The following is a 21,926-nucleotide window of genomic DNA, read 5'->3' on the forward strand; positions in this document are numbered from 1 at the left end:
AAATCAAGAAAAACCACAAAAAACCATACAAATAATGTAAGAATGGTCTAAGCCCTGGACCGGAAGCTTCGAAAATGTTGCTTTATGTGGTGTTCGTGCTACAGGACGGGCGCCTCAAAACGGAATTAAAATCTGAGCTCTTAAGCGCATGAACATAAAGACCAAAAACCAGCGGGAAGAGGAAATCTTGCGGGAGCTTTACAGGGCTGGCGGTTCCTGCCGCGTCAGTTTTCTGGCCAAGGAACTCGGTGTAACGCTGGAGACCATCCGGAGAAATCTGAAGACGCTGGAAGACCGTCAAATCGTCCGCAAGGTTCATGGCGGCGTGCATTTGGTCGAAGACATTCTGGAGCCGACCTTCGAAAGCCGGCTGGATAAGAAAGTTCATGCCAAAGAGGTGTTGGCCAAAGCTGTTGCGGAAACCATCAGCGATGGCGATTCCGTATTTCTCGATATTGGATCAACAACGGCCTATGTCGCGATGGCTCTGCAAAACCACTCCAATCTGTTTGTCGTGACCAATTCCGTCTTTGTGGCAAGCACGTTGTCGACGCGGAACAACAACCGGGTTTTCATGGCTGGTGGTGAGTTGCGGCCCCATGACGGCGGCGCCTTTGGCGTAGAAGCGCAGGATCTCATCCGGCGCCTCAATGTCCGGTTCGCGATATTCTCAGTTGGCGCGATTAATGCGGATACCGGCTTTATGTTGCATGACCTGCAGGAAGCCAATCTTGCGAACATTGCAATGGAAAATGCCCAGGTCCGGGTCATCGTTGCCGATGGCGAAAAACTGGGAAAACGCGCACCGGTGGCACTGCAGAACACCAGCCGGATTGATTTGCTTATCACCGATCGGGACCCGCCAAAAGGTATCCGGACTATGTTGGAAGAGAACGAAATCGATCTGATCGTGGCTGATGGAGGATAGCGATGCAGAAGTACGCCCTGTCATTTGAATTTTGCAATTCGCGGATGCCGGTACTCGAACGGTAGAGTATTGGGAATATGTCTTCTGACACCGTTGAAAACGGCAAGCTGCATCTGCCTCGGCATATTCAATTTCCAACCCAAATTACGGCGAGCGGCCGAATTTCAACAATTTTTCGCTAAGCGTCGCTCGGGAGAATAACGGGGTTTGCTCAAACTATGTTTTCGATTGGTTTGGCTTAGTAGAGCCTCCTATGGAACTAGGTTGCCTACTCCAAACACAGAGCATTAGAGCCGAATTACGTTTAAACCGGATCGGCCAGTCGAGACGACATTAAGAGAGAGTTGGGCGTCGCATAAAACGCAGAACAACGGCCCCTGATTGACTGTGTTACTCATCTTTACTGGCCGGTATGAAACGCGGCGCGGTAGCAACGGTTATTCCGCCGTCTATTTGCTGGATCATTTTCCGATCCTTCATATGACCAGTTTTTCCGGCATCTTCTATTGGGATTACCCATGAAAGGCAGGCGTCGGGTGTTTCTACGGCTGTTTGCAAGGCGGTCTCGTCCATTTGCATTACCGCAGCCGCTATTTTTTGGCTCATTGCAGGCCAATTCTCCCGGTTCATCTGATCTGCAAAGATGGGATCGTCCAAATTTAGGGCTTTGCGCAGGGCGGAGTAAAACTTCGGTTCGATCGCCCCGACGGCAATGTAGTTTCCATTCTGGGTTTGATAGCAGCGATAGAACGGCGCAGCGCCGTCCAGCAAATTGCTGCTCCGGTGAGGGACCCAGGCACTAGCATTTCTCCAGCCGTAGTTCATGGCCATCAACAACGCGGTGCCATCAGCCATGGCGGCATCAATCACAGACCCTTTTCCGGTCGAACGAGCAGCAATTACTGCCGCGAGAATACCAAACGCGCCCAGCATGCCTCCGCCACCAAAGTCCCCGACCAGCGAAAGCGGGGGAGGCGGCGGCTCATCCTGTGGACCGATCGCATGGAGGGCGCCCGTCTGCGCGATATAGTTGATGTCGTGCCCTGGATGCAGGGCGAGCGGGCCTGTCTGTCCGTAGCCGGTGATCCTGCAATAGACCAAAACCGGATTGATCTTGTGACATTCCTTGGGTCCAAGTCCCAGTCGCTCCATAACGCCGGGACGATGCCCCTCAAGAAGCACATCCGTCCGTTCGAGTTTCTTCAAGACCTCGGTACGGCCGTGATCCGATTTCAGATCGAGTGGGATTCTCCGGGCCCGACCGCGGAGCAGAATTTCGCTGTCTCCCACATCGACACCGTTTGGTTGACCTCCGGGGCGCGTGATCCTGATGACCTCCGCGCCGTGATCGGCCAGCATCATGGCGCAAAACGGCACCGGGCCAATGGCGTCAAATTCCAGTACTTTCAGCCCGGCGAGTGGTTTGAGACCGGTCATGCAGCGGTTCTCCTTCGCACGCGGGCGACGTGTTTTCTGGCGGTGACTAAGACACCATTCTGATTTCTCGCATTATGCAGGAAATTCACGATCCAGGCTTCCGGCCGTGAGCCGCACTGTCTGCAGCTTTCCACCGTAGTCCGGATGCGCAAAGTGTCGCCTTGAAACACTGGCGCCGGGAAGGTCACGTTAGACATGCCCAGATAGGCAAAAGTTGTACCGAGCGTGGTTTCATTGACCGACACTCTGATCATCGTCCCAAGGGTCATAAGGGATTTTGCCAGTGGCTTTTCAAATGCGGCGAATTCTTCGAACCAAAGTCCCGCCATCGGTCAGTTCTCAGCGTTTGTCAGTTTGAGTTGAACGAGCAGAGCCCCCGTTTCAACAGTGTTCCCCGTTTCCGTTTGGATGCCTGTGACTTTTCCGGCGGCTCTGGCCTTGAGTTCCAAAAGGAGTTTCATGGATTCCATCACTGCCAGTGTGTCGCCTTCAGCCACGTCTGCTCCTAGTTCGGTGCGCAACTCAACCACCAAACCTGGCATCGGTGCCGTAATTTGATTGGGAGCTTCTGAATGGTTGTCCTGTTCCGCAGTGTCGTAGTCACCGAGGGACACGATCTGGTGAGCGGCATCGAAATCCTGACCCCAAAGATGGATTGTATTTTCTTCAATCAATGCGCCAATTGTCTGTTTGATGCCATCTTCCGTAACTGTAAGCCTGTGAGCCTCATTCCATTCCGCCTGCATCGTTTTTGTGCTGCCATTGCTGGTAATCACAAACCCTTCGGAGGTGTTGGCAATTCGCACGCGATGTTCCGGATCTTTGGGATCAAGATAGGTGGTTTGAGCGGGGTGCCCCGCCTTCTGGAGCAAGCGGAAACCTCCAACACCCTGCCAGGGCGAAGCTTGAGGTTTTGGCCGGATGTGCCATGCAAGGGCGGCAAAGGCCAGACTGTCAACTGGAGCGAGCTGCCAGCCTTCTGGCCACTCTTGTGCCAGGAAATTGGTTGAGGCGCGGCCGATCGCAAAACGTTCGCGAAGGAGAGCGTCGCGAAGAAAGGTTCGCGTGGTGGTCACACCTGCAACTTCGAGCCGCTCAAGACCTTTGGCAAGTTTTTTGCGTGCCGTATTTCGATCCCGGCCGTGGGAAATCAGTTTCGCGATCAGGGAATCGTAATGTGTTCCAACCACAGATCCAGCCCGAATTCCGCTGTCAGTGCGAAGTTCTGAAGCGACCGACCAGTGCAGGATTTTTCCCGTGTCAGGGCGAAATCCTTTGTTAGCATCCTCTGCCGTCAGCCGCGCCTCTATGGCATGACCGGTGCAGGTTATCTGATCTTGCGAGAGTGAAAGTTTTTCGCCAGCAGCGACGCGAAGCTGAAGGTCCACCAGATCAACACCGCAGATCTCCTCGGTCACGGCATGTTCGACCTGCAGCCTTGTATTCATCTCCAGGAAGTAGAACCCTTCGGTTTCGTCATCCAATATGAACTCCACTGTACCGGTACTATCATAGCCGATCTTGCGCCCAAGACCGACCGCGGCTGAATATAGTGCGGCACGCGTTTCTTGGCGCAGATTTGGGGCGGGTGCTTCTTCCAGTATTTTTTGGTGGTTACGCTGCACTGAACAGTCGCGTTCGAAAAAATGTAGCATCGAGCCGTGCGTGTCGCCCAGAAGTTGCACTTCGATATGGCGCGGATTTTCAATCAGCTTTTCAATCAGCAATCGCCCATCGCCAAACGAACGGGTAGCCTCTGTGCGGGCAGCTCTGATAGCGGCTTCCAGATCAATGGGATCAAAGACGGCACGCATGCCCTTGCCGCCACCGCCTGCGCTGGCCTTTACCATAACCGGGAAGCCGATTTCATGTGCGGCGGCTACAAGTGCAGCATCGCTCTGATCTTCGCCTGAATAACCAGGTATGCAGGGAACTCCGGCCTCGAGCGCGATTTTCTTAGCTTCGATCTTGGATCCCATAGATCGGATCGCATCGATATGTGGGCCGACCCAAGTGATACCCAGCTTGCTACAGCCATGAACCAGGTCCGCTTGCTCGGACAGAAAACCATAGCCGGGATGAATCGCCTCGGCGCCGGTCATGCGGGCTGCATCTAAAATGCGGTCTGTTCGCAGATAACTCTCAGCTGCAGGGGCAGGGCCGATGTGGACGGCGTGATCCGCCATTTGGACATGCAATGCAGCTGCATCAGCGTCCGAATAAACGGCGATCGTACGCAGTCCCATTTTGCGCGCGGTGCGCATGATGCGGCAAGCGATTTCACCGCGATTGGCAATGAGAAGGCTATCAAACATGTCCCGTCCTCACATTCTGTAGACCGGGCGCGGACCGGTGTCCTGTTCTTCCCCCGCCGCCAAGGCAATGCAGAGACCCAGAACATCGCGGGTCTGGTTGGGTTCGATGATGCCGTCATCCCACAGCCTGGCGGTCGCATAATAAGGGTCGGACTGTTCTTCGAACTGGGCGCGGGTGCGGGAGTCCAGCTCCTGGATTTCCTCTTCGGTTGCAGGCGATTTGATGCTGGCACGGCGCAGGTCGGTTACGACTGTTGCAGCGACATCGGGGCTCATTGTCGCGATGCGTGCGTTCGGCCAGGAGAACAGAAAACGAGGCCGGAATCCCCGGCCGCACATGCCGTAATTTCCGGCACCATAGGATCCTCCAACCAGTATGGTGTATTTCGGAACCCGTGCATTCGATACGGCATAGACCAGTTTGGCCGAATGCTTGGCAATGCCTCCGCGTTCAGCTTCGGTTCCGACCATGAAACCGGTAATGTTTTGTAGAAAAACCAGCGGGATCTGACGCTGGTCACAGAGTTCTATGAAATGTGCACCCTTGACCGAGCTTTCGGAAAACAGCGCGCCGTCATTTGCCAGGATGCCCACCGGGTAACCGTGAATTTGGGCAAAGCCCGTGATCAGGCTCTTGCCGTAATCAGGCTTGAACTCTGAGAATTCTGAGCCGTCCACCAGAGTCTTGATCAACGCCCGCATGTCGATCGGACGTTTTAGATCTACAGGCGCATGATCCTGGGTTTCACCATGCAGGGCCAATGGAGGTTTGCCGACTTGCTTGGGAGATGAGACCTTGCGGTTGTCACCCAGGTTGGCAATGATCTCACGCAGTTTTTGAAGTGCAGATTCCTCATCCGGCGCAATATGATCGCTGACACCGGAAACCTGTGTGTGCATCTCGGCACCGCCTAATGTTTCGCCGTCAACAATCTCATTGATGGCTGCTTTAACGATCGGAGGGCCACCCAGGTGAATTCGGCCGGTCCCTTTGACCATAATGACCTGATCTGACAGGGCGGGAATATAGGCACCGCCCGCTGTGCAGCCGCCGAAAACCACCGAGATTTGCGGGATACCAGCAGCTGACATTTGGCACTGACGCCAGAAACCGCCACCGAAATGATCCTTATCGGGAAAAACACGGTCCTGCTCAGGCAGAAAGGCTCCGCCACAATCCACCAGGTAGATGCAGGGCAGCCGGTGCTGTTCAGCAATCTCCTGAGCACGTGAATGCTTGCGCACTGTTTCGGCAAAGAAGGATCCACCCTTGGTGGTCGCATCATTGGCGATGAGCATGCAAGGACGTTCATGGATCATGCCGATACCTGTGACGATCCCGGCGCTGGGCACCTCACCACCATAGAGTCCATGTGCTGCCAGGGGGGACAGTTCCAAGAACGCTGTTTGGGGATCGACGATCATTTCGATCCGCTCCCGGACAAGCATTTTCCCGCGTTCGGCATGGCGGGCGCGAAACTTCGCTCCGCCCCCTTGCGACGCGCCTCGGAGTTTTTCCCGCAATTCATCGACCAGATCCGTGATTGCAGCCATCGCCGACTTCCTCGTTTCAATTTTCGAGATTGATTTTCTACCTAACGACCGTTAGAAATTCTGTCAACAAGCAAACAAAGGAGCGGCCAAGGTGACCACACCCGGATTTGATGCCACCACATCCAGCAGTTTCTTCTTTGATGAAGAGCATCACATGCTCCGCGCCCAAGTCCGGCGCTTTATTGAAGAGGAAATCAAGCCTCATGCAGATGTGTGGGAGGAGGAAGGTGCCACACCGCGAGAGTTGCTCAGAAAAATGGGTGCCTTGGGTTTTTTTGGCGTCACCTATCCGCACCAGTTCGGCGGTTCAGACATGGACGAACGCGCAACGGTGGTTCTGGCCGAGGAGCTTGGGCGCTGCACCTATGCCGGAGTAGCAATTACAGCGCTTGTGCATACGGATATGGCGTCCGTACATATTTTCAATGCTGGCACTGATGCGCAGAAACAGAAATACCTCCCCCGTGTGATTTCAGGTGAAATCATTACAGCGGTGGGAATTACCGAGCCTGATGCGGGGTCGGACGTAAAAGGCATACGAACCAATGCCCGACATGAAGGAGACCACTACGTTTTGAATGGCGCGAAGACATTCATCACAAACGGAGTGCATGGCGATGTCTTCTGCATTGCTGCCAAAACGGATCCGCAGGGGGCTCCAAGCCAAAGCGTGACCATGTTTATCGTTGAAAAGGGCATGGAAGGCTTTTCAGTGTCGCGCTCACTAAAGAAACACGGCTGGAACAGCTCGGACACCGCCGAGCTTTCTTTCGTTGATGTCCGGGTGCCTCAAGAAAACGTGCTCGGTCAGGAGGGGCGCGGGTTTTACGAGATCATGAAGAATTTCCAGAACGAGCGGCTGGTTCTTGGCGCCATGGCCATGGGGGAAGCGCAGGCCGCCTTGGAACTGACGGTGCAGTATACGAAAGACCGCAAGGCATTTGGAGAACCGCTTTGGGCAAAACAAATGATCCGGACCCGCCTGGCCGAGTTGACCTCTAAAGTTGAGGCTGGGCGGCAAATGATTTATGCGACGGCGGCACGGTCCGCCATGGGCGAAAGCCTGGTGCGGGAGGTGTCCATGATCAAATCCTATTGTGGAGAGTTGGTGAATGAAGTCATGTACGCCTGTGTTCAATTTCATGGCGGCATGGGTTTCATGCGAGAAAGCACCATTGAACGTATGTCACGCGATGCTCGGGTTCAGGCCATTGGCGGTGGAGCCACTGAAGTGATGCTGGAAGAAGTCGCGAAGCGGATGTGATTGATGCAAAGCTGGAGTTTTAAAGAGGGTTTTGGCCTCGACAATCTAGTGAAGACCGACGAGGTGATGCCTGAAGTCGGTCCGCGGGACGTGTTGCTTGAAATGCACGCTGCGTCTCTGAATTACCGGGACCTGGTCGTGATGCAAGGTGGGCACGGCCGCTCCGTCGCTCCTCCTCTTGTTCCTTTGTCAGATGGCGTGGGCAAAATTGTTGCTACCGGTCGACAGGTTGCGGACTTTGCTGTGGGCGACCGTGTTTGTCCGGCATTTTATCAGCACTGGTACGGTGGGGCTCCGCCTGCCAACCTTGAAAAGGGTCGGCTTGGTGGCCCGCTTGACGGTGTATTGGCAACACACCGGGTGTTTGCAGCGGAGACATTGGTGCGGATCCCAGAATATCTCAGTGATGCCGAAGCTGCCGCGTTACCCTGCGCAGGCGTGACGGCTTGGAGCGCATTAAATGAGCCCACGTCGCTGCGGTCTGGGGAAACGGTCCTTGTTCAGGGAACGGGAGGCGTTGCACTGATGGCACTGCAACTTGCAAAGGCCATGGGCGCACGGGTGATCATGACCACCTCAACACCTGCGAAGGCGAAGCAGTTGCGTGAACTTGGGGCAGATGATGTTATCGACCGCTCCAAAGTCTCCAATTGGCACCACCTTGTGCAGGAGATGACAGAAGGTAGGGGAGTTGACCGTGTTCTGGAACTTGGAGGCGCGACCACACTGAATACATCGGTTAAATCTGTGAAGACAGGCGGCACAGTTCTGTTGATCGGTAATGTGACAGGAAATGTCGCCGAGCTCTTTCTGCCGTTGCTGCTGTCGCGTCGCATTACCTTGCATGCTGTCTCCGTCGGTTCACAGGAAACTTTCCGGTCTCTTTGCAAGGTATTGCAGTTTCATCGGATCAGACCGGTCATCGGCAAGCTGTTTGATTTTGATGATGCGCTATTGGCCTTTGGCACTCTTGAGTCAGGTGAAGTTTTCGGGAAGGTATGTGTTTCCTGCCAGCCGGACAGAAACAAGTGACCGGAACTCCGCAACAGCGCCCAAGAACGAAAGCTGCAATAGCGCGTCAGGAGATCCTGGCCATTGCCGCACGCAAGATGCGCCAGAATGGTTATGCGGACATGTCATTGCGGGACCTGGCAGCAGAAGCGGGCATGAAAGCCGGGAGCCTTTATTATCATTTTCCGTCCAAGGATGCCCTCGCAACAGAGGTTATGCGTCTTGGTGTTGAGGTGGTTCAGCGGGCCGTAAGCGATGCTTTGCAGCAGCAGCCTGATGCCTCACCGCGCGACCGCCTTGTCACGGCGATGCGTGTCCACCTTGAAACCCTGCTGTCGGCGATCGATTTTTCATCAGCGCACATCCGTTGTTATCCCTTCGTCCCGGAAAAGGTCCGCGCCGAGTTGACCGCCGTGCGCAGAGGATATGATCAGGACTGGACCATTATCATCAGTGCTTACCTGGGCGGTTCTGCAGATGAAATTGAGGTCCGCCATATGCGCTATACCCTGTTAGGGGCGCTCAACTGGTCGCTTGAATGGTACGATCCGGAGCGTGACAGTGTTGATGAGTATGTCGCTTCACTCGCAAAATTGCTGCCGGAAAAACAGGGTTTGGGTCATGATGTCTGAACCCGCCTTTGATCCTGGCTATTTGTTAGAGGTGACGACGCCAATAAACTGTCAAGCCGATGCGAATTTCACTTTCACACCACGCTGGCGGAAATACGCCTGTAAAAGCTTTCGGCCGGAACGGTTATTCTGAACGAGCTGCGTCGGATCTATGATGGCTTCTTTCAAACCTTCATTCTTCATCGCCGACTTGAGAGCCTCAATATGTATATCGATGTCTTCGTTGTCGGCTTGCAGGGATTCATAAACGCGGTTTATTGCTTCTGCTACGGTCAGTTCGCTCACTACTGCAGTCCTAATGTTGTTTGGCAAGCGAGTATCACACACTCGGGTTTTATGCCAAACGGATTGTACAAGCGTGTCGAGCCCAGTATTGGTTCGCGTATGCAAGCACAGCGCTCGGCAGTATGAGCTGCCTATGTGCTTGCTTTTGCGTTAGTCAAGCGCGTTGCCAATGTCTCGCTCTTTTCAGCAATATCTCTCAGGGCCAATCCATTGTGCGTCTGAATACCGGTCACCATGAGCCCAACCGACAGGTAGAGCGGTCTCCAAACGATCAAGATCCGCTTCTGTAAGGCTCAGGGATGCTCCGGAAATGCACTCGCGCAAGTGGTTCACCGACCGTGTGCCTGGGATCGGGATCACATGTGAACCACGGGACAGCAGCCAAGCATTTGCAAGCCCTGCAGCTGTTGTGCCCATTTCTGCCGCGAGGTTCCGGAACCCCTCCAATATGTTCAGGTTCTCGGTCAGATTCGGTTCCATGAAACGTGGATTGTCTGCAAGGAAGGGCAGGCTCGGGATGCGCTCCCGAGGGATTGGATGATCAGTTAGCAGCGAGCGCCCGACAGGTGAAAAGGCCACCAGGGCCACTCCGAGTTCAGCACAAGCTTGAACCAGTCCAAGATCAGCAAACCGTGTCGATAAGGAATACTCCGATTGCACGGCGGTTATCGGAAAAGCTTTCAATGCGCGCCGGAGAGTAGAAGGGGCCACTTCTGACAGGCCAATCGCACGGGTCTTGCCCTTTTGGACCAGCCGGCCAAGGTTCGCTGCGGTTTCTTCCGGTGTGAAACGTGGATCCCGGCGATGGGCATAGAAGAGGTCCACACACTCCACGCCGAGACGTTTCAACGACTTATCCAGTTCGGCTTCCAGGTGTTCTGCCGAATTGTCAAAACTTCGGTTGCCGTCCGGGTCGCGGGTGATGCTGGCTTTTGTTGCGATGATGAATTCGCGCCGTGCGCCCGGATTGGCTTTCAGATAGGTGCCGATGGCGTTTTCTGACTTCCCCATCCCATAGACATTTGCCGTGTCCAAGTGGGTAACACCGAGATCCCTGCAGGCATCGAGGATTGCGTGGCTCTCTGTCTCGTTCGTTGGGCCGTACATGTCGGAGAACGACATAGCGCCAAACCCGATTGCACCTATCTCCGGGCCGTTGACGCCAAGATTGCGTTTTTCCAATTTCCTTCTCCCCACCGAAACAACCAATGCATTCCTTCATAATCTAACTGCTTGTTCGCCAAAAGATATGAGGCAAGGTTATGCGGTTTGAGATCTAACAAACCATCCCATGGATGGGCGCATTTTTCATAGTTGACTGCGGTTTCTTGAAAGATATTTGCCGTATCCTTTGTCCATCACAAGCTCACCCTTCTCCATTGCGAGTTTGCCACGCAAAAGGACACGTACCGGCCAGCCGGTGATCTCCATACCTTCATAGGGTGTATAATCCGCGCCGTGTTTCAGGTCGTCATTCGTGATGGTGCGTTTAAGCTCAGGGTCCCACAATGTAAGATCGGCGTCCGACCCAATCGCAATCGTGCCCTTTTGCGGATACATCCCGTAGAGTTTTGCGTGGTTGGTCGATGTCAGTGCAACGAACCGGTTGAGATCAATCCGGCCCGATTTTCCGCCTTGGGAAAACAGGATCGGCAGCCGCGTTGCAACACCTGGAATACCGTTCGGGATCCAGCGGAATGATTGTTGTCCCTTTTCATTCATCTTGCCTGCCGGGTCATCGAACCGGAAGGGGCAGTGATCGGAGGAGAACAGGTCGAACACACCGGTTTCCAGACCGGTCCAGCACGCCTCCTGGCTCTGTCTGTCACGCGGCGGTGGGGAACAAACGTATTTTGCGCCCTCAAAGTCGTCCAAGTCGAGATCATCAGCCGTAAGCACCAGATATTGCGGGCAAGTCTCACCGGCGATTTTCTGCCCGCGTGCCCGTGCCCTTGAGATCTCCTCCATGGCTTGCCGGTTCGAGACATGAACGATGACGATGGGCACATCGACGATTTCAGCAAGGGAGAGGGCGCGATGGGTGGCTTCACGCTCGGCTGCAATCGGCCTGGAGGTGGCATGATGATAAGGTGCCGTATCCCCGTCGGCCTCACGCCTGCCAATCAGGTATCGGATTGCATCTTCGTTTTCGCAATGAACAAGAACGATCTGGCCGGACCGTTTGGCTGCATCAAGGGTTGCCAGGATTTCATCATCTCTCAACCGGAGCTCCTCATAGGTCATGAAGACCTTGATGGATGTATAGCCTTCTTCGGCTAGTGCTGGCATCTCCTGACCCAGAACCTGAGGGGTCGGGTCGGATACGATGATGTGAAAGCTGATGTCCGTATAACAGTGCCCATCCGCCAAGTCGTGATAGGCGCTGAGTGCTTGCCGGAGCGAAATACCTTTCTCCTGCAAGCAAAACGGCATGACGGTGGTGTTGCCGCCGAGCAAGGCAGATCTGGTTCCGCTTTCAAAGTCGTCGGCCATGACGATGCCGTCGCCGGACGGTTGGGAGATATGAACGTGACTGTCGATCCCCCCAGGCATGACCAATAGCCCGGTGGCATCGATCTCGGTTTCACCGCTTGGTAAATCCGCCCCGATGGCCGCGATCACTCCACCGTTGATCCCGATATCGGCTTTATACGTGTCAGCAGCCGTAACGATTGTGCCACCCCGGACGATCGTGTCGAACGTGAAGTCTTTCATGCTGACACCTTCTGATCAGCTGCAGTTGACGCTCCTGCGTCTAAGACAGCGTCAAGGGCATCCGTCAGCCGATCAATTTCGTCTAGCGTGTTGTAATGGACCATGGAGACACGAACGACCCCGCCGGATTTTGAAAGGGCCAGCTCTTCGATCAAGCGCCGGGAATGGAAATCTCCATGCCGGATCGCAATCCGCGCGTGATCAATTTCCCGGCAAATGCCCTCAGGAGACCAGCCCGCGGCCGTAAATGCGATTGTCGGGATGCGCGTGCCGCGATCAATGGTCTCTTGCCCTATAATCTTTATCACTGACCGGCCGCGCGCCCAGCTCAGGAACCTTTCTGTGAGCGCGTTTTCGTGAGCTGCTATCGCCGCCATCGCGGCTTCTATCTTCGCTCGCGGCGTGCTGTTTTCACGTGCACCGCATTTTTCGCCCAGTTCCTGCAGATAGGAAACGATGCCGGTCAGCGAGTAGGCAAGCTCATAATTCGGGTTGCCGGCCTCGAGTTTGCCAGGAACTTTCTCTTTGCCATAAAAGTAGTGGTAGAGCGTGTCGAGCTCCAAAAGGAGATCGTATTTGCCATACATCACCGCGGTATGGGGTCCGTACGTTTTGTAGAGGCTGAAGATGTAGTAGTCGGCATCAAATGCCTGCACGTCTATAGCCCTGTGCGGTGCATAGGCGACGGCATCGACACAAAGCCTCGCTCCCCGCTCATGAACGAAATCTGCGATTTCGCGTACCGGATTGATTTCGCCCAATATGTTTGAGACATGATGAACCGCGACGAGACGGGTGCGGTTCCCCATCAGTTTATCAAGATCTTCCAGGCGGAGCGTCAGACTGGCCGGATCGATTTCCCAAACCTTGATGGCAATGCCAAACTCCTCCAGCCGGCGCCACGGGCCGATATTGGATTCGTGATCTGCGTTGGTCACGATCACCTCGTCTCCTGGGGTGAGTTGCCGGCGCATGGCTTCGACAAGGTTTTGCACCAAAACAGTGGTGGAATGGCCGAAGACGATTTCTTCCGGGCGTGCGGCGTTGACGAGCAACTGTCCGGCTTTGCGGGCATCCATAAGTGCAGCCGCTGCGGCTTGAGATAGCTCGTAACTCCCACCAATTTGGACGTTTTTTTGAAACAGGAACTCGTTTATCCGGTCGACCGCCGGTTTCAGGATCTGCGATCCGCCGGCGTTGTCAAAAAAGACCCAATCCGAACGTAGCGCGGGAAACTGTTCCCGCACCCAGGCAATGTCCAGTGGTTGGTTGGTATGCATGTGTGGCTCCAGCATGAGGCTGCTTCTATCAGTGGTTCAAGACTGCGCTCAGAAAGTCGCGCGTCCTTTCTTCTTTTGGGGCGTCAAAAATTTGTTCAGGTGTTCCCGCTTCAACAATCTGGCCACCGTTCATGAAAATCACCCGGTCCGCGACCTGGCGGGCAAATCCCATTTCATGTGTCACCACGATCATGGTGACACCGGTGCCTGCCAAGGTGCGCATGACATCCAGCACTTCACCGACCATTTCCGGATCCAGGGCAGAGGTTGGTTCATCAAACAGCAAAACCCGCGGCTCCATGGCGAGCGCCCTGGCAATCGCCACACGCTGCTGCTGGCCACCGGACAATTGACCGGGGAACTTGTCTGCCTGCTCGGAAATCCCGACACGCTTGAGAAGGTCCTGTGCCTTGGCTTCTGCGTCCTTAGGCGACGACTTGCGGACCCGCATCGGTGCCAGCATGACGTTTTTCAAGACACTCATATGCGGGAAAAGATTGAAGGACTGGAAGACCATGCCGACTTCCGCCCGGACCTTGTCAAGATTTGGACCCGTCTCAACCGGTATTCCATCCACGCGTATCGTGCCGCCCTCCGTATAGGTCTCCAGAAGGTTGATGCAGCGAATTAACGTAGACTTGCCCGAACCCGACGGGCCGATAACACAGACAACCTCGCCCTCGGTGATGTTCAGGTCGATGTCAGTTAGCGCAGCGAAATCGCCATAAAACTTCGCAACGTTCTCAATTTCGATGATGTTTCGCATCAGGCGCCCCTCTGATTGAGCCGGTTTTCAAAGCGCGACACGAGGGTGACAAGCGGCCACAAGAAAGCCAAGTAAATGATAGCTGCGCCGATCAACGGCGTTGGATTTGCCGCAAGTGCCTGTGCTTGGGTGGCTTGCTTCAAAAGATCCGGCATGGCGACCACGGATGCCAACGCTGTATCTTTCATCACGTTGATGCAATTGTTGGTCAGCGGCGGAATGACGATCTTGATTGCTTGAGGCAAAACGACGTCAACCATCATGTCCTTGTAGGACAGACCCAGCGCCCGCGAGGCTTCGAATTGGCCCTTCGGAATGGCCTGAATCCCAGCCCTGAAGATTTCTGCGGTGTATGCGCCGGAGACGAGGGTCAATGCGACGACCGCAGACAGGAACGGCGACAAGCGGATCCCGATGAACGGCAAGGCGTAATAAACAATGATCAGAAGCACCAATAGCGGTATGGACCGAAAGATGTCGATGTAGATCATGACCGGCAGACGCAGTGCTGCGGGTGCATACATGCGCACAAGAGCCAGGCCCAGACCGAGAACCAGGCCGGATACAATGCTGGTTATTCCAATTTGAAGTGTCACGATGAGACCGCTTATGAGAAGCGGAAATGTTCGAACGAGCACGGGAACATTAAAGAACGTCTCGAAGAGATCCATGAGTTTTCCGAGATAAGATTCAAGAACACTTGATGTCAGGTTTGGGCGGCCCGTTTCGCGCCGCCCATCTTCGAAGCGTTTAGAGTTTCGGCATTTCCAGGATTGAAACTGTGGACGTGGTTTCTTCAGGTTGGGCACCAAACCACTTCTCATGAAGGCCAGAGATGTACCCTTCTTTCTTGAGCTCGGTCAAAACGTCATTGACTTGGGTTGCGAGCTCTGCGTCCTTTGCAAACATCATGGAATACTGTTCACCGGTGGTGATCCGCTCCACAACGGCGAGATTGGGTTTGTCCTTGGTGTAGTAGAGCAGGGCCGGAATGTCGCTGACGTAGCCGTCAATTCGGCCTGCGGTCAGGTCCAGCATTGCGGGTGCAAGGCCCTCATAACGGCGGATTTCGGCAAAACCATATTTGTCGGAGTTTTCCGTCGCCCAGATGTCTCCGGTGGACCCTGTGTCGACACCGATAACCTTACCGTTCATGTCGTCGACAGACTTGAGACCGCTGCTTGCCGCCACGGTCAGCGACTGATCGCTATCGTAGTAAGGTTGTGCGAAAGAGACTGATTCCAAACGTTTCTTGGTGATGGTGATCGACGAAACCGCCATGTCGATACGGCCCGACTGAACAGCTGAGAAAAGCCCGTTAAAGGGAATGTTTTCAAATGCAATTGTCTTGCCGAGCCGATTAGCGACCTCTGTCGCGAGATCGACTTCAAAACCAACCGTTTTTCCGGTTTCGTCCTGAAATTCCCACGGCACGTTTCCAATGTTTGCGCCAACGGTCAGATCTGCTGCGGACGCGGTGGTGATGGATGCGACTGCGGCAAGCCCGGCAACTGCAGCGGCCTTAAACAAAGAGTGAAATGACATTTGATTTCCCCTGGAAGGTGTTTATTGGTCTAACTGGTCTGACCAGTTAGACCAATAAACAAGTCGATCCCTTTCAACGCAAGCCCAAAAATGATGCTGAATGCGCAATGGGCAGCTAAAAGACGACAAAGACGGCTTGGAAACCGCTAAAGTCCGATCAGAGACAAAACGAAAGCACTTATGTTTACACGTACGCCCGTTCCGCAGAGCATTGCCCGCAAGCTTCAGGAAATGATCCTAAGCGGAGATTTAAAAAGCGGAGAGAAGATTCCATCTCAGCGGGAATTGTCGGAAAAATTCGGCATCAGCCGCGCGTCGTTGCGGGAAGCCTTGCTTACGCTCGAAACGATCGGGTTGATTAAAACGGAAGCTGGCCGTGGCACCTTTGTTGTCGGGGCCGGGGTCAGCAGAGCCATGTCCGAGTGGAAGTTTTCCGACGAGCATTCCCTTCGAGAGGTTTTTGAAACAAGGCTGGTCTTGGAAGGCGAGGTGGCGGGCTATGCCGCTGGCCACGTCTCTGGCGATGACTTGAAACACCTTCTGGATCTCACCAACAAAATGGAACAAGCCTGGTCGGACCGTGATTTCTTGAGCAATGTGGATGCCGATCTCGAATTTCACGATCTCATCGCCCGCAAGTGTCAAAACCGACTGATTGCCCGTCTTTATGATCAAGTCCGTGAACTTGTTACCGAAACGCAGCGTCAGCCGATCCCTATTACCGATCCGGCCCGAATGCGCGCGTCCTTGTCAGAACATAGGGCGATCGTCGAGGCGCTCGGATCCGAAGACGCCGAAGCGTCGCGTGCCGCAATGCGCAAGCATATCGCTAATACGGCCAGTTGTGCGGGATTTGATATTGGCTAAGTGCAGATCCGGGTCGCCGGGCCTGCCGTTCGCTCTGCCGTTACTCTTGGGAAACCATATCCAGATGCCGGCCGCTGCCAGGCGAAGACAGAAGCGCGCCGTTCTGCACGACGATTTCGCCGCGTCTTAAGACTGTCTCCGGATATCCCTTGAGAGTTTCGCCGGCAAAAGGGTTGTAACCAACGTTGTCATGCAGCGCGTCGGGGAGTTTGTGTGTCCGTTCCGGGTCCCAAATAACAAGATCTGCGTCTTTGCCGATGCCAAATGAGCCTTTTGTTTTGAGGCCGAAAACTCGCGCGGGCGCTGTCGCCGTGAGTTCGACAAACTTGGCCAAGCCACCACGGTCGTTCGAGACCATGGCGTCGAACAAGAGAGGCAAACGAAGTTCCAATCCTGGCTGGCCGTTTGCGATCTTGGGGAAAGGCGCATCCGCCCCATGACGGAATTTTCCGCTTTCATCCATCCGGTAAGGAGCGTGATCTGAAGTCACGAGCTCCAAATCTTGGCCGAGTGCCGCCCAAAGGGCGTCCTGATCTTCTTTCTGTCTTTGCGGCGGGCTGCAGAGGAATTTTGCGCTGTCCGGCCGATCAAGAATCTCTTCAGTTTGAAAGAGGTAATGCGTGCAGGTTTCTGCGTGGATGTTGGCACCACGTGCTTTTGCCCTGCGGACAATCTCGATGCCTTCTTGTGTCGAGATGTGGAAAATCATCACCCGCGCGCCGGTGAATTCCGAGAACCGGCACATGCGCTCGATCGCCTCGATTTCCGCAAGCCGCGGGTGAGACTGGGCGTGGTATCGCGGCGCGGTCTTGCCTTCCGCCAAGAGGGTGGCTGTGGCATCCCGGATCATGGCGTCGTTTTCCGCATGCACACACACCAGCGCGCCCGCATCCCTTGCAGTGTGCAATGTGGTCAGGATTTCGCTATCCTGAAGGCGGACTTTGTCATAGGTGGTGAAGATCTTGATAGACCGGTGCCCGTTAGCGATGGCTGTCTTCAGATCGCTGACGTTCTCGCCGGACGTGTCCGCAACAATCATGTGAAAGGCGTAATCCGTCATCGCGCCAGCAGCGGCAAGTTTGCTATAGTCGGCCAGGACATCGCGAATGCGCATGCCCGGGTGTTGTGCGGCAAAGGACACTGTGGTTGTTGTGCCGCCATGGAGAGCCGACCGGGTTGCTGTTTCGAACGTGTCGGCATTCATCACGCCGGCTCCGGACATCTGTTCGATATGGCAGTGGGTATCCACGCCACCAGGCAAGACAATGCGCCCCCGGGCGTCGATTTCCGTATTTCCTTCGGGTAAGTTGAGGCCGGTTGCTGCAATGCGCCCATTCACAATGGCAATATCACCCTCGGCGTGCCCTAGTGAATCTCCAAGGATACCATTGCGGATCACTGTATCGTAAACGGGTAGGGTCATGCATCGCTCCTCTTTGCAAAATTAGAATACGCTTGGTATACCAAAGATGCAAACACGACCTGTAAAGGCGCTATTTAGGTGTAGGAAACTCATGCCGGTACAGCAGGCAGCAGAGCCAAATTTAACAGAGCATACCTTGGAACGGCTTCGCAAGATGATCCTTTGTGGTGATCTTGCGGCTGGTACGCCTTTGCAAGAGCGCGCCTTTGCGGAGCGTCTCGGTGTATCGCGGACACCTCTTCGGGAAGCCATAACCCGATTGATCACGGAAGGTCTCGTCACTCGAAGTGCGCGGGGGACGCCGACTGTTTCCCGGATTTCAGTCTCCGAAATCGTCGAGATCTTACACGTGCGCCGATTGTTGGAATGCGAGGCGGCGCGGCAGGCGGCCAGCGTCAACTCTGCTCCAGAAGATTGGTTGAATTTCAAGTCGACTATTGAAAAGTTCTTGGAAAGCGAACGTCCGGACCCGGTTACGCACGCGGACTTTGACTTTGATTTGCATATGCATATCGCCAAAACCGCCGGATCTAAGCTGCTCACTGAAATGATACAGGGCCTTAAACTCAAGACGCGCATTTTCGATCAGGGGGAAATCCCGTCGCGTTTTGAGCCTGGGGCGCGGGAGCATGTCGAAATCATAGACGCGATTCTGGCCCGCGACCCGGATGCGGCCGAAGCGGCCATGCGCCGGCATATCGAAAATGCCCGTGAGGCGATCCTGGCGCACATCCATCGGCTTTCCTGACCAAATATTAGTCAAATCCAAATTTTAACCCGCGCATGACCGATGCGCGGGTTTTTGCTGCATTGACACTTGGAGTTCCATTGGTATACCAATGGTGTTCGAGAGGATTTTTTGATGTCGATTGCCCTTGAGATGCCGGCCGCGCCCGAGCTTCAAATCACGTTCTTGTATTTTCATGATGTGCCGCGCGCTCAGGAATTCTATGCGCGCGTGTTGGGCGCACAACTCGTCATCGATCAAGGCTGGTCAAAGATTTATCAACTGGCTGGTGCAGCGCATGTTGGTCTGGTCGATCAATCGCGCGGCGCCAAGCGGGCAAGCGTCGACAAGCCGGTGCAGCTCTGCCTTCGGGTTCCCGATGTTGATGCCTGGCATGGTTGGGCACGGGTCCAAAAGGTTGCAGCATTGACTGAGCCGCGCGACAGCGCCGAGCTCGGAATCCGAGCATTCGTTTTCGATGATCCGGAAGGCTATCAGATTGAAATTCAGTCCGTCCTCGAAAAGGCGGCTGCATAACCAGAAGGGCGGTCAACGCCTGTCACCCTACCAGAACCCAGAGGGGACAAAGATATGTCTACAATTAATACAGCGCTTCGGGCGTTGGCAGCATCCGTGTGTCTAGCCGCTCTTACGGTGGGTGCAGCCTCCGCTGAAAAAAGCCTCACGATTGGTTTGACTGCGGATGCGACGCACATGGATCCACAGGCCGGGGAGGAGCTGTCCTCCAACATCATGTTTTATCACATTTACGATCCGCTCGTCCGCCGCACGCCGGATCTCACTTTTGAGCCCGGCCTGGCCGAGAGCTGGGAATTAATTGACGAAACGACCTGGCATTTCAAGTTGCGCAACGGCGTTAAGTTCCATGATGGTGATGAGCTGAAGGCCTCTGATGTCGTCTACACGCTCAACCGCCTCAAGGAATCTCTGATGGTCAATCTTGCGGCCAATATCGAGAGCTTTAAAGCGATTGACGATCACACAGTCGAGATCAAGACGCCTGCGCCTTATGCGGCGCTTCCCAATGATCTTGCCGCGATTTTGATCCTGTCCGAAGACCATGTGAACAAGGTCGGCAACGATGGTCTAGAACAGAATCCGATGGGAACCGGGCCGTACAAACTCGTAGATTGGGTCCGTGAGGACAAGGTCGAGCTCGAGGCCTTTGATGACTACTACATGGGTGAGGCTGGGATCGAGAACGTGACGTTCCGCCCGATAACCAACCCGGCAACCCGGACTGCGGCTCTGCTGACCGGTGAAGTCGATATTGTCCAGGACCTCGCCGTCCGTGATGTTGAGCGTGTCAAGGGCGAAGACGGTTTTGAGGTGGTCACGCGTCCCTCTCTCCTGAACCTCGTCCTAGCGCTCGACATGCGGGAAAACAGCCCGACCATTGACGGTGAAAACCCGATGACAGATCGCCGAGTGCGCGAAGCGATGGCTCGTGCAATCGATGTCACCGCCTTGCAACGTGCGATCATGGGCGGCCTGTCCACGCCTTCCGAACAGTATGTTCCATCCAGTCACGTGGGCTATGTTGACGGTTTGAATTTCCGCGAGATGTATCCATACAACGTCGAAAAAGCGAAGGAATTGATGGCAGATGCCGGTGTCGAGGGTTTCACTCTGACGCTGGACGCAACCAACAACCGTTATGTCAACGACGCGCAAATTGCCCAAGCACTTGCGGGCATGCTCGCCAAAATCGGTGTCAATGTTGAGCTCAACGTGATGCCGAAGTCCAACTTCTGGGGCTACATCCGCGTTCCAACTGAAAATTCCAGCTTCATCATGTCCGGCTGGGACGTACCATCCGGAGACGCGGGCTCCATGTACGGGGCGCTTTTCTACAGCCGGGACAAGCGCGAAGGCTATGGTCAGGTCAATCGCGGCAGCTACTCCAATTCAGAAGTTGATGCTCTGATCGACAAGGCAGACAGTACGGCCAAGGTGGAAGAGCGGGACGCGCATCTTCAACAGGCTACCAAGATCCTCATGCGCGAAATCCCGATGATCCCGGTTCACTACGAACAGGACATTTACGGTGCGCGCGACGGGGTCGAGTTCAGCCCGCGCACGGACAAATTCCTGTGGGCCTACGACATGGATGTTGCCCAATAAAACGCAGCTGCGGGGTGCTTGTTGCATCCCGCATCTTCTTGAGGGGAATTGGGGAGGTCCGCCAACGTGCTGGGCTATATCATCAAGCGGCTCATTCAGATGCTGATAGTGCTCTGGGCCGTGTCTATCATCGTGTTTTTGATGATGAGTTTCACCGGCGATCCGGTGTTCATGGTTGTGCCGATTGACGCGACCGATGCCGAGATCGAGCAGGCCCGCCGCATTCTCGGGCTCGATCGCTCGCTGCCGGAACAGTATCTTATTTTTGTGCAGAACATGCTCCAGGGAGACTTTGGCCGTTCCTACGTATTTCGCGAACCGGCTCTCGACCTGATCCTGGAACGCTTACCCGCGACCCTCGAATTGGTGCTTGTTGCCATGGCGATGTCAGCGCTTGTCGCCATCCCGCTCGGGGTTTATGCCGGGGCAAATCCCGGCCGGTTTTCCAGCCGATCGATCATGTCTGGGTCGCTACTCGGAATTTCCTTGCCGAGCTTCTGGGTCGGCATGATGCTGATCTTCCTGTTTGCGGTGAAATGGCGGATTTTCCCATCTTCCGGGCGCGGTGACACTGAAGCGTTCCTTGGAGCGCAGTTGTCAATTCTGACTGCTGATGGGTGGAGCCATGTGATCTTACCGTCTCTGACGCTGTCTCTTGCGACCATGGCCATGCTGTTGCGCATCACTCGCGCCGGCATGATGGAAGTGACCCGTCAGGACTACATGAAATTCGCAAGGGCCAAGGGTGTCTCCCGGCGTGGTGTTCTCTATGGGCACGGTCTGCGCAATGCCCTGATCCCGGTGGTGACGATATTCGGGATTCAGCTGGGCGATCTGATTGCCTTTGCCACCATCACGGAGACCATTTTTGCCTGGCCGGGTCTCGGCAAACTCCTGATCGATTCCATCTACCGTGCGGATCGTCCGGTAATCGTTGTCTACCTGATGCTGGTGGCGGTGATTTTCGTGGTGATTAATCTCATTGTCGACATCGTTTACACGCTGATCGACCCGCGCATCACGGTGAAATGA

General features: G+C 54.8%; 21 protein-coding genes. 9 read left to right on the forward strand and 12 right to left on the reverse strand.

The window, feature by feature from the left end; all coding sequences use genetic code 11:
• Positions 1-148: 148 nt before the first annotated feature.
• On the forward strand, positions 149-928 hold the full coding sequence (locus FJ695_RS10720) for a DeoR/GlpR family DNA-binding transcription regulator (RefSeq protein WP_141185444.1): 780 nt from the start codon (positions 149-151) through the stop codon (positions 926-928).
• Positions 929-1,318: 390 nt separating this feature from the next.
• Here FJ695_RS10720 and FJ695_RS10725 read toward each other — a convergent pair whose 3' ends face one another.
• From FJ695_RS10725 to FJ695_RS10740, 4 genes are read right to left on the reverse strand one after another with little or no spacing between them, the layout of a single operon-like run.
• Entirely contained in the window at positions 1,319-2,365 is a 1,047-nt protein-coding gene (locus FJ695_RS10725; protein ID WP_141185445.1) for a CaiB/BaiF CoA-transferase family protein, read from the reverse strand.
• Positions 2,362-2,694, reverse strand: coding sequence for a MaoC/PaaZ C-terminal domain-containing protein (locus tag FJ695_RS10730; RefSeq protein WP_141185446.1), 333 nt, complete (start codon positions 2,692-2,694; stop codon positions 2,362-2,364). The genes FJ695_RS10725 and FJ695_RS10730 overlap by 4 nt, the downstream gene beginning before the upstream one ends.
• A gap of 3 nt (positions 2,695-2,697) precedes the next feature.
• Positions 2,698-4,680 carry a biotin carboxylase N-terminal domain-containing protein gene (locus FJ695_RS10735; protein ID WP_141185447.1) on the reverse strand — a complete coding sequence of 661 codons (1,983 nt, stop codon included), beginning with the start codon at positions 4,678-4,680 and terminating at the stop codon, positions 2,698-2,700.
• Positions 4,681-4,689: 9 nt separating this feature from the next.
• Positions 4,690-6,234 (reverse strand): acyl-CoA carboxylase subunit beta, encoded by a 1,545-nt coding sequence (locus FJ695_RS10740; protein ID WP_141185448.1) that lies wholly within the window; start codon positions 6,232-6,234, stop codon positions 4,690-4,692.
• 91 nt (positions 6,235-6,325) lie between these two features.
• Here FJ695_RS10740 and FJ695_RS10745 point away from each other — a divergent pair, with 91 nt between their 5' ends.
• The 3 genes from FJ695_RS10745 to FJ695_RS10755 are packed head-to-tail and all read left to right on the forward strand — an operon-like array spanning position 6,326 to position 9,141.
• Positions 6,326-7,498, forward strand: a complete 1,173-nt coding sequence (locus FJ695_RS10745; RefSeq protein WP_247653821.1) for an acyl-CoA dehydrogenase family protein — start codon at positions 6,326-6,328, stop codon at positions 7,496-7,498.
• 3 nt (positions 7,499-7,501) lie between these two features.
• Positions 7,502-8,530, forward strand: coding sequence for an NAD(P)-dependent alcohol dehydrogenase (locus FJ695_RS10750; RefSeq protein ID WP_141185449.1), 1,029 nt, complete (start codon positions 7,502-7,504; stop codon positions 8,528-8,530).
• Positions 8,527-9,141 carry a TetR/AcrR family transcriptional regulator gene (locus FJ695_RS10755; RefSeq protein WP_168206317.1) on the forward strand — a complete coding sequence of 205 codons (615 nt, stop codon included), beginning with the start codon at positions 8,527-8,529 and terminating at the stop codon, positions 9,139-9,141. The genes FJ695_RS10750 and FJ695_RS10755 overlap by 4 nt, the downstream gene beginning before the upstream one ends.
• A 51-nt stretch (positions 9,142-9,192) precedes the next feature.
• Here FJ695_RS10755 and FJ695_RS10760 read toward each other — a convergent pair whose 3' ends face one another.
• From FJ695_RS10760 to FJ695_RS10790, 7 genes are all read right to left on the reverse strand, one after another.
• Positions 9,193-9,426 carry a hypothetical protein gene (locus FJ695_RS10760; RefSeq protein ID WP_141185451.1) on the reverse strand — a complete coding sequence of 78 codons (234 nt, stop codon included), beginning with the start codon at positions 9,424-9,426 and terminating at the stop codon, positions 9,193-9,195.
• 183 nt (positions 9,427-9,609) lie between these two features.
• On the reverse strand, positions 9,610-10,608 hold the full coding sequence (locus tag FJ695_RS10765; protein WP_141185452.1) for an aldo/keto reductase: 999 nt from the start codon (positions 10,606-10,608) through the stop codon (positions 9,610-9,612).
• 126 nt (positions 10,609-10,734) lie between these two features.
• Positions 10,735-12,141, reverse strand: a complete 1,407-nt coding sequence (gene hydA / locus FJ695_RS10770) for a dihydropyrimidinase (RefSeq protein WP_141185453.1) — start codon at positions 12,139-12,141, stop codon at positions 10,735-10,737.
• Positions 12,138-13,421, reverse strand: a complete 1,284-nt coding sequence (locus FJ695_RS10775) for a cysteine desulfurase-like protein (protein WP_141185454.1) — start codon at positions 13,419-13,421, stop codon at positions 12,138-12,140. Before FJ695_RS10775 ends, hydA (FJ695_RS10770) begins: the two co-directional genes overlap by 4 nt.
• Before the next feature lie 28 nt (positions 13,422-13,449).
• Positions 13,450-14,187, reverse strand: a complete 738-nt coding sequence (locus FJ695_RS10780; protein ID WP_141185455.1) for an amino acid ABC transporter ATP-binding protein — start codon at positions 14,185-14,187, stop codon at positions 13,450-13,452.
• On the reverse strand, positions 14,187-14,858 hold the full coding sequence (locus FJ695_RS10785; RefSeq protein WP_141185456.1) for an amino acid ABC transporter permease: 672 nt from the start codon (positions 14,856-14,858) through the stop codon (positions 14,187-14,189). Before FJ695_RS10785 ends, FJ695_RS10780 begins: the two co-directional genes overlap by 1 nt.
• A 79-nt stretch (positions 14,859-14,937) precedes the next feature.
• Positions 14,938-15,732, reverse strand: a complete 795-nt coding sequence (locus FJ695_RS10790) for an ABC transporter substrate-binding protein (RefSeq protein WP_141185457.1) — start codon at positions 15,730-15,732, stop codon at positions 14,938-14,940.
• Positions 15,733-15,912: 180 nt separating this feature from the next.
• Here FJ695_RS10790 and FJ695_RS10795 point away from each other — a divergent pair, with 180 nt between their 5' ends.
• Positions 15,913-16,599: a FadR/GntR family transcriptional regulator gene (locus tag FJ695_RS10795; protein ID WP_141185458.1), complete on the forward strand. Its 687-nt coding sequence runs from the start codon at positions 15,913-15,915 to the stop codon at positions 16,597-16,599.
• Between the two features lie 40 nt (positions 16,600-16,639).
• Here the strand turns inward: FJ695_RS10795 and hydA (FJ695_RS10800) are convergent, their stop codons facing one another.
• Complete coding sequence (hydA, locus tag FJ695_RS10800) at positions 16,640-18,022, reverse strand: dihydropyrimidinase (RefSeq protein WP_209011001.1); 1,383 nt, start codon at positions 18,020-18,022, stop codon at positions 16,640-16,642.
• A gap of 91 nt (positions 18,023-18,113) precedes the next feature.
• Between hydA (FJ695_RS10800) and FJ695_RS10805 the strand changes: the two genes are divergently transcribed.
• The 4 genes from FJ695_RS10805 (at position 18,114) to FJ695_RS10820 (ending at position 21,926) form a co-directional block, all read left to right on the forward strand.
• Positions 18,114-18,770, forward strand: a complete 657-nt coding sequence (locus FJ695_RS10805; protein WP_141185459.1) for a GntR family transcriptional regulator — start codon at positions 18,114-18,116, stop codon at positions 18,768-18,770.
• Positions 18,771-18,884: 114 nt separating this feature from the next.
• On the forward strand, positions 18,885-19,286 hold the full coding sequence (locus tag FJ695_RS10810; RefSeq protein ID WP_168206318.1) for a VOC family protein: 402 nt from the start codon (positions 18,885-18,887) through the stop codon (positions 19,284-19,286).
• A 54-nt stretch (positions 19,287-19,340) separates the two neighbouring features.
• Positions 19,341-20,894, forward strand: coding sequence for an ABC transporter substrate-binding protein (locus tag FJ695_RS10815; protein ID WP_141185460.1), 1,554 nt, complete (start codon positions 19,341-19,343; stop codon positions 20,892-20,894).
• A gap of 66 nt (positions 20,895-20,960) precedes the next feature.
• Positions 20,961-21,926, forward strand: a complete 966-nt coding sequence (locus FJ695_RS10820; protein ID WP_141185461.1) for an ABC transporter permease — start codon at positions 20,961-20,963, stop codon at positions 21,924-21,926.

The organism is Labrenzia sp. PHM005 (assembly GCF_006517275.1).
In the GTDB taxonomy this organism is placed as follows: Bacteria; Pseudomonadota; Alphaproteobacteria; order Rhizobiales; family Stappiaceae; genus Roseibium.